Annotated in this window: 11 protein-coding genes; all 11 read left to right on the forward strand. The window is 49.0% G+C overall.

Annotation, left to right across the window (positions count from 1 at the left end; translation table 11 throughout):
• The first annotated feature begins 120 nt into the window (after positions 1–120).
• The 11 genes from ybaK (at position 121) to IEX98_RS05095 (ending at position 15,976) form a co-directional block, all read left to right on the forward strand.
• Complete coding sequence (gene ybaK, locus IEX98_RS05045; protein ID WP_188887794.1) at positions 121–603, forward strand: Cys-tRNA(Pro) deacylase; 483 nt, start codon at positions 121–123, stop codon at positions 601–603.
• Positions 600–2,573, forward strand: a complete 1,974-nt coding sequence (locus tag IEX98_RS05050) for a GTP-binding protein (RefSeq protein WP_188887795.1) — start codon at positions 600–602, stop codon at positions 2,571–2,573. The genes ybaK and IEX98_RS05050 overlap by 4 nt, the downstream gene beginning before the upstream one ends.
• A 118-nt stretch (positions 2,574–2,691) precedes the next feature.
• Positions 2,692–3,591, forward strand: coding sequence for a LysR family transcriptional regulator (locus IEX98_RS05055; protein WP_188887796.1), 900 nt, complete (start codon positions 2,692–2,694; stop codon positions 3,589–3,591).
• A gap of 492 nt (positions 3,592–4,083) precedes the next feature.
• Positions 4,084–4,599 (forward strand): HPP family protein, encoded by a 516-nt coding sequence (locus tag IEX98_RS05060; protein ID WP_188887797.1) that lies wholly within the window; start codon positions 4,084–4,086, stop codon positions 4,597–4,599.
• Positions 4,600–4,860: 261 nt separating this feature from the next.
• A complete protein-coding gene (locus IEX98_RS05065; RefSeq protein WP_188887798.1) occupies positions 4,861–6,669 on the forward strand; it encodes a sensor histidine kinase in 1,809 nt (602 codons plus the stop codon).
• Complete coding sequence (locus IEX98_RS05070) at positions 6,644–8,065, forward strand: response regulator transcription factor (protein WP_188887799.1); 1,422 nt, start codon at positions 6,644–6,646, stop codon at positions 8,063–8,065. Before IEX98_RS05065 ends, IEX98_RS05070 begins: the two co-directional genes overlap by 26 nt.
• Positions 8,066–8,249: 184 nt before the next feature.
• The gene (locus IEX98_RS05075) at positions 8,250–9,158 is read left to right on the forward strand and encodes an ABC transporter permease (protein WP_188887800.1); all 909 of its coding nucleotides are present in this window, start codon (positions 8,250–8,252) and stop codon (positions 9,156–9,158) included.
• Positions 9,158–10,087: a carbohydrate ABC transporter permease gene (locus IEX98_RS05080; protein WP_229691966.1), complete on the forward strand. Its 930-nt coding sequence runs from the start codon at positions 9,158–9,160 to the stop codon at positions 10,085–10,087. Before IEX98_RS05075 ends, IEX98_RS05080 begins: the two co-directional genes overlap by 1 nt.
• Positions 10,088–10,139: 52 nt before the next feature.
• Positions 10,140–11,780: an extracellular solute-binding protein gene (locus IEX98_RS05085; protein ID WP_188887801.1), complete on the forward strand. Its 1,641-nt coding sequence runs from the start codon at positions 10,140–10,142 to the stop codon at positions 11,778–11,780.
• An 85-nt stretch (positions 11,781–11,865) separates the two neighbouring features.
• Positions 11,866–13,548 carry an alpha-1,3-galactosidase-related protein gene (locus IEX98_RS05090; protein WP_188887802.1) on the forward strand — a complete coding sequence of 561 codons (1,683 nt, stop codon included), beginning with the start codon at positions 11,866–11,868 and terminating at the stop codon, positions 13,546–13,548.
• A gap of 52 nt (positions 13,549–13,600) precedes the next feature.
• A complete protein-coding gene (locus tag IEX98_RS05095; RefSeq protein WP_188887803.1) occupies positions 13,601–15,976 on the forward strand; it encodes a glycoside hydrolase family 95 protein in 2,376 nt (791 codons plus the stop codon).
• Positions 15,977–16,016: the final 40 nt, after the last annotated feature.

Genomic DNA, 16,016 nt, shown 5'->3' on the forward strand with positions numbered 1-16,016 from the left:
GGAAAAGAATAACGAATGCTTTGCTTGAACCTGTTAAAAGACGCTAATAGAGAATATGGCCAGCTCCTGTTAAAATAAGAGGTAGTTCACGTTGATTACGATTAGAATGGGGAAGCAGGAATGGCTGAGACGAAAACGAATGCGATGCGGATGCTGGACAAGTCCAACGTACCGTACCGTATCATGACCTATGACAATGAAGATGGACAAATACATGGCGCAGCTCTCGCCGAAAAAATCGGGAAACCCGCAGAAATCGTGTTTAAAACGTTAGTCGCCCATCAAGGCGCGAGCCTCTTCGTGTTTGTAATTCCTGTGGCGGAGGAGCTGGATTTGAAGCTGGCGGCTAAAGCGGCCGGGGTGAAAAAGATCGAAATGCTTCCCGTCAAAGAACTGCTGAAATGGACGGGTTATGTACGCGGGGGATGCTCGCCGATAGGGATGAAAAAGCTGTATCCTACCTTTATCGATAGTGGAGCGGAGTCATTGGCAACGATGCTGGTGAGCGCAGGGAAAATCGGCTTCCAAGTGGAGCTTGCACCTGAACAGCTTGCTGAACAGGTATCGGCAGTATTCGTTCCGCTCATTAAGGCGGACTCATGAGCGAGAAACGCAAAGTAACGATTGGACTGCTGGCTCATGTCGACGCGGGGAAAACAACTTTTGCAGAGCAGCTGCTCTTTCATACGAACAGCATTCGAAGCCGCGGGCGGGTCGATCATCAGGATGCTTTTCTCGATAGTCATAAGCTGGAGAAAGCCCGCGGTATTACGATATTTGCCGACCAAGCGGTGATGAGCCGCGGCAACACGGATTATTATTTAATGGATACGCCCGGCCATGCGGATTTCTCCGCAGAAATGGAGCGGGCGCTTCAAGTGATGGATTATGCCGTCATCATCGTTTCTGCGGCAGAAGGAATCGAGGGACATACCGAAACGGTGTGGCAGCTGCTGAAAAGCTATGGCATACCGGTGTTTTTCTTTATTAACAAAATCGACCGAAGCGGAGCGGACGGGGATGCCGTTCTGGAACAAATCCGCGAACAATTGACGAAGGATGCCGTGGAAATGAGCGGCAGTTTATCGGAAAACTTGCAGGATTCGCTAGTTTCATTTGCGGCAGAGCGGGATGACGAGCTGCTGGAGGTTTATCTCGAAGGAGACGCAGAGCCGGATAAAGTGGTTGCTTCGCTTCGTCAATCGATTAAGCGCCGGCTTCTTTTCCCCGTCTTGCGAGGATCTGCTTTGATGGATATCGGGATTGCTGATTTTCTGACTAATTTCGAGCTGCTGGCTGAAACGGATTATGAGGATTCCGCTCCTTTGGCTGCCAGAGTATATAAGGTTCGCCACGATCATCAGGGCACGCGCTTAACCTATATGAAGGCGCTCCGGGGCAAGGTGACGGTTCGGGATGATATTCGCTATATCGATCGAAGCGGAGAAGTGAGACAGGAGAAAATTACTGCGATCCGAACGTTTAACGGCAGCAAGTCCACGATAGTTAATGAGGCCTCGGCCGGTCAATTGTTTGCCGTGACCGGGATCACTTCTTTGGCTGCTGGAGACGGTCTAGGGGAAGGGATGGAACGCTCCCATTACGAGATTGTACCGGCGCTTCAGTCCAAGGTGCTTTTTGATAGTGCAATTCCGCTCAAGGAAGTGCTGCGTTGCTTTAAGCTGCTGGATGACGAAGATCCATCGCTTGGCGTCAGATGGGATGAATCGCTGCAGGAGCTTCATGTTCATGTAATGGGCATCATTCAACTGGAGGTGCTGGAGCATGTGGTGAAGGAGCGGTTCCAGCTTGCTGTAACCTTCGGTGAACCCGAAATTTTGTATAAGGAAACGATCGGCGGGATGACGATAGGTGCCGGTCATTTCGAGCCGCTTGGACATTATGCGGAGGTTCTCTTGCGAATAGAGCCGGGAGTGCGGGATAGCGGCGTGGAGTTCCGGAATGAATGCCATGTCGATGAGTTGAGCATCGGCTACCAGAACCTGATCGGCCAGCATGTGACAGAGAAGGAGCATCGCGGACTGCTGACTGGATCGCCGCTTACCGATGTTGTGGTCACCTTGCTGTCTGGCCGTGCGCATAACAAGCATACTTCCGGGGGCGATTTCCGTGAGGCAACGCTAAGAGCGCTTAGGCAGGGGTTGGAGAAGGCGGACAATATTTTGCTTGAGCCTTATTATGCCTATCGTATAAAAGTCGATATTGAGCATGTCGGAAGAGTGATGTCAGACATCCAAACCGCCCACGGCAGCATGGAGCCGCCGGAAATCCACGGCAATGTTGCAGTTTTTACGGGATCAGTCCCCATCTCGACATTTATGAACTATGGCACAGAGCTGGCTTCGTATACGAAAGGGAGAGGTGTGCTGACGCTAAAGCCGGATGGATATAGGCCATGTTTTCAATCTGAGAAGATTATTGCGGATCGAGGCTATGATAAAAATGCGGACCCGGCCTACACGTCTACGTCAATCTTTTGCGCGAAAGGGAAGGGCTTTAGTGTCGCTTGGGAAGAAGCGGATTCTTATATGCATATTGAACGGAATAAATAGATGGCGAGAGTTAATATTGATAAAATCTATTCTAACGATAGAAACGATCATATAGACCTATGATAAGATTGCTGATTACAATGGAATGATAATTTAGAGGCAATGGAGTGATAGGCTCGTGGAGTTTAGACAGCTCGAATATTTCAAATTGCTGTGCGAAGAATTGCATTTTACGAGGGCGGCGGAGAAGCTCGGCATTACGCAACCGACATTGAGCCATCAGATCAAAGCGCTGGAGGATGATATCGGTGTCCCGCTTTTTGACCGGATTGGCAAAAGGATTGCCGTCACAGAGGCAGGGGGCATTCTCTATAAACAATGCAGCAACGTATTTGGCTTGCTTCAAGGCGCGCGGGATGAAATTTCGGAGCTGCAGCGGATGGAGCGGGGCTCGTTGTCCATTGGTGCGCTTCCAGGCGAACTGAATCATCTGGCTTCTTCGCTGCTCGTCCGGTTTCACCGCAGCTATCCCGGCATTCGCATCAAGCTGCACAGTATCGAGGACAGCGTAGAGCGGATTCTTGCCAATGAGCTGGATCTGGCTATTACGATTTTGCCGCAAGAGGATGATCGGCTGCGGAAAACGACGCTCTACCAGGAGAACTTTTATTTTGTATGCCGATTCGACCATCCGCTTGCTTTACAGGAATCGCTGAATCTTGCAGACATTCATAAGCAGCCAATCGTCATGTTTCCGGAGACGCATCATTGCCGCCAATTGATTGATGGTGTAAGCAGCACAGCCGGTCTGCAAATCGAGCCGTTAATTGAAACGGCTTCTATTGAATCCTTATTTAGTTTGATTCGGTCGGGGACAGGTTCCTCCATATTGTCCAAGACGTTAATCGAAATGCAAAATGATCCCGAACTGAAGGCGATTCCGATCGATCACCCGAGTCTGCGCCGGGAAGTGGGCATTATTTTTCATAAAGATAAGTATATAGGGAAAGCCGCTAAAGGGTTTATCGAGTTGCTGACGGACTATGTGCGAGGGTTGAAGTTCCCGGAACAGGACTGATTGCGCTGGGAGCGGTCATAAGACCCTCCGAGGGTCTTAAACCGTGGAAAATGAAGCATTGCGAGTGAGCTAAGACCCTGGAAGGGTCTTACACTGGACGAAACAAGCGAAATCGCGGTAGAATACTAGCTGGTTAGTGAGGTTAAGACCCTGAGAGGGTCTTATTCTATATAAAGTGGAGTGTTGAGAGCGAGTTAAGACCCTGGGAGGGTCTTATAAGTTTGCAGTGTTAAGCATGCTGCAGCGAAGAATCAAAATGCAAATCTGCATGCTGATATCCATTTTTTTGCGCGATTTATCGCATCAAAATGTAAATATGCAGTTTGATGGGCTCAAGAAGCCTCCATTTCTTGAAATGGAGCGATTTAAAATGTACTTTTGCATTTTGATAGCCATTTTAAGGCTTTTCGGGGCAATCAACATGTACTTTTACATTTTGTTGCTCTTTTTAGCATGTGCACTAAAGCAAACTTCAAAGAAGGAGTTAACACCATGAGCAGTCAGACTTACTGGAGCAAAATGAAGGGGGCGGGCAGAAGCCCTCTTAAGGTATCAGCAAAAACAGCAATAATTAGCGCGGCAGGAGGGTTTATTGCGATCGCGATACTGGCTTGGCTTACTGGACTGACCGGCCAGCCTTGGATTATGGCGCCGTTTGGGGCAAGCTGTGTATTAGCGTTTGGTGTATGGGAGTCGCCGTTATCGCAGCCTCGAAACATTATTGGCGGGCATTTCATATCGACGATGACAGGACTCCTTTTATTTCATTTATTCGGACAAGGATTAATAGTTCTTGCTGTCGGTGTTGCGCTTGCGATTTTGTTCATGATGCTGACCAAAACGACGCATCCGCCAGCTGGAGCTGATCCTATCGTCGTTATTTTAGCGGGGAGCGGATGGTCTTTTCTCTTCACCCCTGTGCTTGCAGGATCGGTGGTCATCGTGCTTGTAGCCCTGCTCGTGAATAATGCGATCCGTCAGCGAAGCTATCCGACTTTCTGGCTCTAACATGCGGCGTTGGCTTGAACTGCTGCATCTAATCGAGGCACAAAGAGCCCAATATCACGCCAAAAAAAGACGGTTTTGCCCTCAGGGCAAGGCCGTCTTGCTATGCGTACAGCGGGTACTAGCTTGCAGAGCGAGGATTATTTTTCAAACAAGACAAATCCCATAATTAGGTAAAAACGTACAATCCGCTCCTTGACTTGCTTCTGTTTCCGCTTGATAATAAGCGATATGTTTACACTACTTCCTTGAGGATGGATTGCTATGGCGTTTCTTAGAAGATTGTCCATTCGTTCGCAGCTGCTGATTTTAGCGGTCTCGACCGTACTGGTTATCTTGATTATCGTGTATCATACTTACTCCACGATGTCTGCGATGGTCACTCGCAACCATGAGGAATACGTCCAACAGACCGTCACGGAGATTAAGAAGAACGTAACGTCGAACAAAGACGTGTTGTTTCGTCTTATGCAAACGATTTCTTATAATGCGGATGTTCAAAGCTATCTGATCGAACAAAATGCGATTACCCGGTTTGAGATGTTCAAAAAGCTGAATGTGCTCATTTCGAACCAGCGGGAGCTGAAGGACGGCATTCTCGATATCGTCATCTCCGGAGACAATGGCTTCTCGGTTGATATTAACGGGGGAAGTCCTTATGCCGCCGATCTGAAAAAACTGCTGCCTGGAAAGGTAAACGCTTACTACGCTGGCATGCAGCAATTCGGAACGCTGTACGGCTCTGCGACAGGACTGGTATTTGCAACGACCATCTCTTATGTGCAGCAAGGGGAATCTTTTAATCAGAAATTAGGAACGCTGTTTTTCATTGTCGATCCCAAGGCGCTGGTGGGAGAGAAGGAGTACGACTCCAAGCAGACCAATACGCAAATCTATTTGCTTGACCGCTCTAATAAGATCATAACGAGCAATACGTCGTCCATGACGGGCGAACAAGGGCCGGAACTGGAGACGCAAAGCGCAGAGGGCGGCAATCAGAACGTATTGTGGCAGGGGAAACAGTATGTATCCCAGACGATTCTCCTGCCCGACATGGATGCGAGAATCGTCAGTGTCGCGCCGAAGGACGAGCTGCTCCGGGACTTGCTCGTACTGCGGCGGCAGGAGCTGATCATTCTCGCCGTTGGTTTATTGATTCTCGCCATTCCGTTCACAATGATTATGAACAACATTCTGCGGCCGCTCAAAAAGATGATCTTCTTCATGACCTCAGTAAGCCGCGAGGACAATTTGAAATTCAGCAAGCGTATTTCGCTGAAAGGCTATATGGAAATTAGCACGATGGCGGATGAGTTCAACAGTATGCTGGATGAGATTGAACGCTTGTCCCATAAGCTGCTGGAGACGAACACTCGGCTCTACGGAACGGAGCTGGAGAGACAAAAGTCAGAGCTGGCCTTCTTGCGGAGCCAGATCAATCCTCATTTCCTGTACAACACGCTGGAGGTCATTACCGGCATCGCGGCAGTGGAAAAGCAGGACAAAATTAAAAAAATGACGCGGTCATTGTCCAGTATTTTCCGCTACAGCATAAAAGGTACGGATGAGGTTGAGCTGGGACAGGAAATTCAAATGATTAAATCGTATGTTCAGATTCAGCAAATCCGGTTCGCCGACCGGTTCACGGTCCATTACAGCTTCACGGATGAGGCACTGCGGCATAGCGTTCCGAAAATGATACTGCAGCCGCTTGTGGAAAACGCTGTTTATCATGGGATCGAAACGACGCTCAAGCCTTGCCGTTTGGAAATTGAAGGCTTTGTGGAGGATAGTGGCACCTTGATTATAGACATCAAGGATGACGGCGTTGGCATCGAAGCGGAACGATTGGAAGAAATCAGAATGATGCTCAGCCAGCCGCGTTCCAGCTTCGATGATCCTAAGGGCTGGCAAAGCATTGGTCTTGTGAATGTCAATAATCGCATACGTCTCATGTTTGGTGAAGAGTACGGCATGCGCATCGATAGCACTAACGGCGAAGGTACGCATATCCGGTTGAGGATCGGACAACGGAGGGATAACATAAATGTACAAAGTATTGATCGTGGATGATGAGAGCTGGGTTGTTGAGAGCTTAAAGGATTTGGTCAACTGGGAGCAGTATGGCTTTGAGGTCGCCGGTCAAGCGGCTAATGGCGGCGAAGCGCTGACTGCGATAGAAGCCATGAATCCCGATGTCGTGTTCACCGATATTCGGATGCCGGAGATGAATGGATTAGAACTGATCCGGCGAGGGAAGACGATGGGCAAAACGATTCGTTTCGTCGTTGTGAGCGGTTACGCAGAGTTTGCCTACGCCCAGAAAGCCTTATCTTACGGCGCGGCTGCCTATTGCCTGAAGCCTTTTGATGAGATCGAAATTGGGGGCGTGCTGGCTAAGCTGAAGGAATCGTTAGATAATGCCCGTCCGGTTAGGGAGGACATGATGCAGCTGCTGCTCGACGAATCGGGCGGACGCAATGAGGAGAAGCTGCTCGGCATGCTGGGCGAGCAAGGCATTTTGCAATGGATTGAACAAGGGATCGTTCCGGTGGTGGCGATTGGACGGTCTGAGCTGCCGCTGCCTCCGGGCCGAGTGATCAAGCTGATTACTGGAACCGCTAAAACCGCCTACCTGATGAGCGAAGAGCAATCGAAGGCGATGCTTGGCAAAGGGAAGGAGTTATGGCCGGAGGATATAATGGGCATCGGGCTGGGGAACCGGCTGACGGACTGGAAGGAAATTAAGGGTGCCATCGAAGAGGCGGATATTGCAGCGTACCAATGCTTTATAGCGGGCAAACCGGGTGTATATTCGCTGCCGCATACGAAGGACACGGAGCTGAAGAGCTGGATGGCGGAAATTCATGCGGCGATCGGCAACAAGGACAGTGAGATTGTTCAGTACAATCTGGACCGGATCGAAGCTTTGTTCGAAGAGGGAGCTCTGACGATCCGTCATGCCTTCCAAGTCTATAATCTGACCATTTCATTCTTGTTTGATCTGGGAAGGAAAGAGACGATACTATACAGCTACGAACAGCTTGTACGATTATTCAAGAATGTTAGCGAAATGATGACAGAACTGAAATCGCTAGCGGATCAGTACGTACAGCAGAAGTCTGCGCATGCGCCAGAGTCGAAAAATCAGACGTTTAACCCGATTCTGCAATTCGTCACGGAAAACTACAGAAGAGATCTATCCTTGCAGGATTTGGCCAATCAGTTTTTCATGAATCCGAGCTATATTAGCCAGCTGTTCAAAAAAGAGGTCGGCGAGACGTTCACTGCTTATGTAGCCAAGCTGCGTGTTGCGCAAGCTTGCGAGCTTCTGGAGCGCGGAGACAGTTCGATTCAAGACATTGCGGAGAAAATCGGGTACCGCGATTATTTCTATTTTACGCGCATTTTCAAGAAATTGACGGGTCAAACGCCAACCCAATATCGCGAAACGCATCCTCGTAATTGACGCCATGCATTAATTTTAGATGTTTATGGATTCATTTTAGAAAACCTCCATTGGGGGTTTTCTTTTTTTATGTTAGCGATTTCATTTTCTATAGATTTCAATAAATTCCGTGTATACCTCATCGGTTCATGTAAGCGCATAATAAAGCCTATCAAAAGAAGTTAACGCTTACAGGAGGGACATTATGAGAACTACGCTAGGGAAGGAAATTTACAAAAATAAGTATTTATACATTCTACTCCTTCCGACGCTGTTTTACTTCGTGATTTTTCAGTACTTGCCGATGTACGGCGTTCTGCTGGCCTTTAAGGAGTATCACATTCGCGAAGGCATACTGAACAGCCCATGGAACGGTCTGAAAAACTTTCAAGAGGTTGTTGGACAAAGTGATTTCTGGAGAGCCTTTTGGAACACGATTATTATCAGCGTAGGACGCATCGCGTTGGAGTTCCCGGCGGCAATCATTCTTGCACTATTGATCAACGAGGTCGCAAGACAGAAGCTGAAAAGACTATATCAAACGGTCTATACATTTCCGCATTTTATTTCATGGGTAATTGTAAGCGGAATCATGTTCAATTTTCTTAGCAATGATGGCGTGCTTAATCAAATTTTCGCCTTTCTCGGCTATGAGAAGATGACATTCCTAACGAATCCCGACTTGTTCAGACCGATTATTTTCCTTTCGAATATATGGAAAGAGGTCGGCTGGAGCGCCATTATTTATCTGGCTGCGATTGCCGGCATTAATCCGGAGCTTTACGAGGCAGCTCGCGTCGATGGCGCCAGCCGGTTCCAGCAGCTTCGTGCCATTACATGGCCATCCATTCGCGGCACGGCGGGAATTTTGCTTATCCTGGCAGTCGGCAGCACGATGAACGGCGGCTTTGAGCAAATTTTCAACCTGTATAATGCGGCTGTATACAGTACGGGCGATATTATCGATACGTATGTGTACCGGTCGACCTTTGCGGAAGGAAGCAGCTTTGGCGTATCGACGGCAGTCGGCCTGTTTAAAGCGATTCTGAACTTCGCTTTGCTGTACTCCGCGAACTACATCGTCAAAAAATTAGGGGAGGATGGGCTGGTTTAATGGATACGATCAAACAAACAACGAAGATGGAACCGCTGTCTCCCTCCGTCAAGAAACAAAAGAAAAAATTCAATGTCGCAGATCTGATTATTCATTTGATTCTTATTTTCCTTACAGTATGTACAATTTTTCCATTCTACAACGTACTGCTGATGTCGTTCAGTAACTCGGTGGCTATTTCCAAGCAAGTCGTGTACTTGATTCCAACCACCTTCGACATCTCGGCTTACAGCTACATTTTCAACGAGCCGCGGTTTTTGAAAGCATTCCTCGTCACCTTGTTTGTCACAGTAGTAGGCACGAGCATCAACCTGTTTGCGACGCTTACCGGTGCTTACGTATTGTCTAAGAACGGCTTTCCGGGACGCAAGATCGTCATGTCAGGCATCATTTTCACCATGTTCTTCAATGGCGGACTGATTCCGTTCTATCTGACGATGAAAAACCTTGGCTTGATTAACAATCTGTTCGTCATGGTGCTTCCCGTTGCGATCAATACGTTCTACATGATTATTTGTATCTCCTTTTTCCGTACGCTGCCAGCCGGGCTCGAGGAATCGGCCAAAATTGACGGCGCTAACGACATTCAGGTTCTTTATAAAATCATTTTGCCAATCTCAATGCCTATGGTTGCAACGATTACGTTGTTCTACGCGGTTGACCGGTGGAATGAATGGTGGCATGGGGTGCTCTTCATGACCGATATTAACTTGCTTCCATTGCAAGCGCTGTTAAGGGAATTGTTAACCAATTACCAGCAGGTATTATCCAGTATTTCGACTAACATTATCGTTCAAAATACCGGACTCCATCCCGAAATGCTCAAAATGGCCGTGCTGGTCGTGAGCGTATTGCCGATCGTCTGCTTGTACCCTTTCATGCAAAAATATTTTGCTAAAGGCGTTATGATCGGCTCCATCAAAGGATAATAGAAGCAAAGCCGCTTTTATTATAGAATAACAACATAAGGGGACATGAGAAATGAAGAGAATGAAGCTTTTCGCATCAATCGGTCTGTCCGCGGTTCTCATTGCTACGTTGCTTTCCGGTTGCGGAAGCAACAAGTCGAATGGCGGCTCATCGAATGATCCTGGCAAAGCAGTAGATCCAAGCAACCCGTATGCGGAGCATATGGACATCTCGCTTTCCTGGTGGGGAATCGGCGTCGGCTTCGAGCCGCATGACGAAGTGGTTCAAAAAATCGAGAAAGATTTCAACGTCACGCTGAAACCGGTTGATATCGGCTGGGACAATTATAAAGAGAAATCCCAGGTCTGGGCAGCTGCCGGACAATTGCCTGACATTATTACGCACAGCATTACAAGCGACACGCCTGCCGTATACAATGAGTGGGTGAATCAACAGCTGATCCATGCGCTTCCTGAAGATATGAGCAGCTACCCGAACCTGAAAAAAGTGTTTGATGTAGAAGGCGTAGACGGAATCAAACGTGACGGCAAATTGTATGCCATTCCGCGGATGACGTTCCCGACTGACGATATGTGGGCAGTATGGGCCGTTGACGGCGCTGTATTCGTTCGCAAAGACTGGATGCAGAAGCTGGGCATCTCCGATCCGCAAAACTTCGATGAATTCAAAGCGATGCTGAAAGCGTTTGTTGAGCAAGATCCGGACGGCAACAAGAAGAACGACACAACGGGTATTGTTATGAATACGTTTGGTTATTTCAAAAACGTATTCGCAGCAACGTTCCCTGAGTTCGGCAACAAAGGCTGGGTGAAGGAAGACGGCAAATGGATTCCGTTCTATGCTTCGTCGAAAATGGACGAGGTGCTGCGCCAAGCTCGTGCACTCTACAAAGAAAAAGGATTGGATCCTGACTTTGCAGTAGCGAAAGCCGGCGAAAGCAATCAAAAGTTCTACCAAAACAAAGCGGGCGCATTAGCCTTCACAACGAACAGCGTATTTGGTTCAACTGGCGTTAAAGCCGAGTGGGAGAAAAACAACCCGGGCGAGAAGTTTTTCGATCATGTTAAAATTTTGCACCCTTGGGCAGACGCAAACGGCGTGAAATACCGCAACGTAAACAGCGCTTGGTGGTCGGAGAGCATGATTAACGCCGACGTTGACGACAAAAAGCTGGACCGCATTTTGCGCATCTACGATTACCTGTTGTCCCCAGAGGGCAAAGAGCTGTTCGACTATGGTATCGAAGGCAAAGACTACACGAAAGACAGCGCAGGCAAAGTGACGATTACTCGTCAAAAAGAAGGCGACCAATTCGTCGATCTGAAAAAGTTATATCCGTCGATGGATATCGTTTCCCAGCTAGCTGCTTGGAGAAACGCTGCAATTCTGGAAGACAACGAAGCAAACAGAGCAGCATTTGGCAGCGAGTCGGTTGAATTCGTTCAAAACGAACTGAAGTGGATGAAGGACAATACCGAGGCAATTCCAACTGCATTCGAAATTGCAACGATGAGCACACCGGCGAAAGACAAGCTGTCGACGATTAATTTCGATGACGACTTCACGCGTGTTATTCTCGGCAACGAGGATCCGGTGAAAATGTGGCAAGATGTGTTAAAGGTGTATAACAGCAAGGGCCTTCAGAAAGCAATTGACGAAGTAACAGCTGAGATGGCAAAATTCAATAAGTAAGAAATAGGTAACAATCGTATATCGGATGCTCCGCCTGCAATTGGGCGGAGCTTTCCGTGTATCGTGGGAGAGGTGGAATTATCTAATGGCAGCAGACATTGCAACATTATTATTCAGCACATTCGGAGGGGTTCCCGATACGGGAGCAGACTCGACGCCAGCTATGCAAAAGGCGCTTAAAGCCGTTAGTGAAGCAGGAGGTCCTGCTAAGCTTGTTGTGGAACCGGGCAGGTATGATTTTTATGCCGAAGCGGCGACACGAGAGATGTATGCCATTACGAATACGGCAAGCGAGACGGAAAATCCGAATCCGGTCAAAACGATCGCGATTTTTATGAAAGGATTGACCGATTTTACGCTTGAAGGCGGCGATGCGCTATTTATTTTCCACGACAAAATGACTCTATTTGCAATTGATGAATGTGAGCGGTTGGAGATCCGCAATGTGCGAATGGATTTTGCTTGGCCAACCGTAACGGAAATGACGATTGTGGAAAAAGGAAGCGCCTACATGGATTTCGAAGTCCACGCCGACTCCCGTTATGAAATTCGCGAGGAGAAGCTGTTCTGGGTTGGCGAAGGCTGGAGCTTTCATGACGGCCCGGTGCAAGCATGCGACACGGTCCGCAATATAACTTGGCGTATCGATAATGTGATCGAACTGGCTTTAAAGGCTGAAGAGCTGCAGCCAGGAAAGATCAGACTTCATTATGCGCAAGTGCCGGATTTGGCAGTAGGAATCGTCCTGCAAGCAAGAGACGGCATTCGGGACCAAGTGGGTGCTTTTATTCATCAGAGCCGTGATATTCGCCTGGAGCGTGTAGCGGTACATTTCATGCATGGACTTGGAATTGTAGGCCAATTTAGCGAAAATATAACTTTACATGAAATAAATTTATCACCACGTAAAGAAACGGGACGTACGGTTGCAGCTTTCGCCGATTTTGTCCACTTGTCGGGCTGTAAGGGGAACGTTTCTGTTACGAAAAGCTATTTCTCAGGGGCGCATGACGATGCGATCAACGTCCACGGCACATACTTGAAGCTTGTCGGGACTCCATCCTCACATGAGGTGCTCGTTCGATTCATTCACCCGCAAACCTTCGGCTTCAAGGCCTTCCATTCCGGGGATGAGATTCAGTTCGTTAAGCCGCATTCGTTAATTACCTATGGAGCCAATCGGGTGAAGGAAGCGAAGCTCGTGAATGCTAGAGAAATGCTGCTGACACTGGACGAGCCGGTTCCCGCAGAAGCTGTGCTGGACGACGTTATCGAGAACATCACCTGGACGCCGGAAATTGAAGTGGCGGACAACCATTTCGCCCGGATTCCGACAAGAGGCGTGCTGGTCTCATCTCCGCGGCATACCGTTGTAGAACGGAATCTCTTTGAACGGATGCAGATGAGCGGCATACTTGTATCGGCCGATGGATCGTCCTGGTACGAATCTGGTGCAGTGAAGGATCTGACCATACAGGGCAACCGGTTTGTAGAGTGCGGCAACGAAGAACTTCCTGTCATCTCGATATTGCCGGAAAATGAAGAGGCCGATTCTGATAATCCCGTTCACTTTGGCATTCGAATTGTCGATAACAGTTTTGAGATGGGCAATTCGCTGATCATGCATGCGAAAAGCACGCGCTCGCTTACATTCAACAACAACGAGATTACATTCAAAGGCGAAGCACCCGCTTTAGAGGATGCGATCCGTTTAACGGCTTGCAGCGATATCGAATTGGAGAGAAATATCGTTACTTCGGGCAAGTAGTTCCGCAATAAAGCCATCTTTTACAAAATTTTATTAAACAGAGGTGTCGTCTATGAAACTGCAATTTAACAAACCCGCTGGCATTTGGACGGAAGCGCTTCCGCTGGGCAACGGCCGCATAGGTGCCATGCAATTCGGGGGCGTCGAACGTGACCGTTTTGGCCTGAATGAAGATACGCTATGGTCGGGAATGCCTCGGGAAACGAATAATGTAAACGCGCTGGAAGCGTTGCCGCTTGTAAGAAGTCTGGTTAGAGAAGGCAAATATGTCGAGGCGGACGAAGCAAGTAAGGCGATGTTCGGTTCGTTTACACAATCTTATCTCCCGTTCGGTGAGCTGATCCTGAACTTTGGTCATGGAGATTTGGCTAAGGATTACTCCCGTTCGTTGGATTTGGAGACAGCGATATCGAGAGTGGAGTATCGCATTGGCGAAGTGCAATATACGAGGGAGACGTTCATTTCACATCCGGATCAAACGATGGTCATTCGCCTTGAGACCAGCGTTCCAGGCATGCTGGAAGTGCATGCGAGGCTGGACAGCACGCTGCGTCACCAGTTGTCGGCGGAAGGGGAGCGCTTCTTGCTTCGCGGTATGGCGCCTGAGCATGTGTCGCCGAACTATTACGAGGTGAATCAGCCGATCGTCTATGGCGATGAGCAAACTTCAGAGGCGATGCGCTTTGCCGGGTATATTCATGCCGAGACAGAAGGCGGAGCAGTTCGTACCGATGCAGGAGGCATTCATGTAACGGGAGCTGACCGCGTTACGTTATATTTCAGTGCAGCGACAAGCTTCAACGGGCAAGACAAGCTGCCATTCAGCCAAGGCAAGGATGCGTCTGCATCTGCACTTGCTCATCTGGAGGGTGCGCTTGCCAAAAGCTATGATCAATTGCGGGCTGCGCATATTGCGGATTACAAAGCATTGTTTGACCGGGTCAAGCTCCAGCTTGGCGAGTCGGAAGCAGCCGATACACTGCCAACCGATGAGCGGCTTACACAGTATGGTGCTAGCGATCTGTCGCTTATCACGTTATTATTCCAATATGGCCGTTATTTGCTGATTGCAAGCTCGCGTCCCGGAACGCTCCCGGCTAACCTGCAAGGGATTTGGAATGCGGCAACCCGGGCGCCATGGAGCAGCAACTGGACGTTAAACATTAATGCACAAATGAATTATTGGCCGGCGGAAACGGCGAATTTGGCTGAATGCCATGAGCCGCTGCTCGACTTTATCGGTCAGCTTGCCGTAACAGGCAAACGAACAGCCGAGATGCATTACGGAGCCCGCGGTTGGGTCGTGCATCACAACACGGATATTTGGGGACATACCGCGCCTGCAGGCGGCTGGGGCGAAGGCGATGCCGTATGGGTTTTATGGCCAATGGGCGGAATTTGGCTCGCTCAGCATCTATGGGAGCACTTCTCTTTTGGAAGAGATCTTGATTATTTACGGAAACAAGCTTATCCTACGATGAAGGAAGCTGCTTTGTTCTGCATCGATTTCCTTGAGGATGACGGCCAAGGCCGACTCGTGACGAATCCGTCCACTTCGCCGGAGCACAAGCTTCGTTACGGCGACAACCTCGCCGGAATCAGCAAAGCTTCTACGATGGATATGTCCCTGATTTGGGATCTGTTCACGAATTGCATTGAGGCTGCGGAATGGCTAGGCGAAGACGCTGCGTTTGCTGCGGAGCTGCAACAATTGAAAGACCGGCTTTACCCGCTGCAAATCGGCAGTCATGGCCAGCTTCAGGAATGGTCCGAGGATTTCGAGGATCAGGACGTTCATCATCGTCACGTTTCCCATTTATTTGGCGTATATCCGGGAAGACAAATTACGGAAGAAAGCACGCCCGAGCATTTCGCTGCCGCAAGACGCTCTTTGGAAAGACGGGGAGACGAAGGCACAGGCTGGAGCTTAGGGTGGAAAATCGGTTTTTGGGCCCGTTTCCGCAATGGCAACCGTTCACTGCAGCTGTTGACCAATTTAATGCGGATTGTGCGGGAAGACTCTGAAAACTATGAAAAGGGCGGCTTGTATCCTAACCTTTTCGATGCGCATCCGCCGTTCCAGATCGATGGCAATTTTGCTGTTACGGCCGGCATCTCCGAAATGCTGCTGCAATCGCATCAGTCTTTCATGGAACTGCTACCGGCGCTTCCAGACACATGGCAAGCAGGCAAGATTGAGGGATTGCGCGCCCGGGGCGGATTTGAAGTTCATATTCGCTGGCAGGACGGCAAGCTGGAAGAAGCAGAAATTATATCGCTGCTTGGCGAGGAATGCCTGCTGGCATCCGCTGCTTCATTGACCGTTACACAGGACGGCTCCGAGATTGAAGGGGTACTGTCTGATGACGGTGTATTACGATTTGCAACAAAGGCAGGACAATCATACAAGATTCGCGCATCCCGGTAGCCTGATGTCGTCAGGCGACTGGCGATTGCGCACTTGTATT

Origin of the sequence: Paenibacillus radicis (ex Gao et al. 2016), assembly GCF_014641555.1 — a bacterium.
GTDB lineage: Bacteria > Bacillota > Bacilli > Paenibacillales > Paenibacillaceae > Pristimantibacillus > Pristimantibacillus radicis.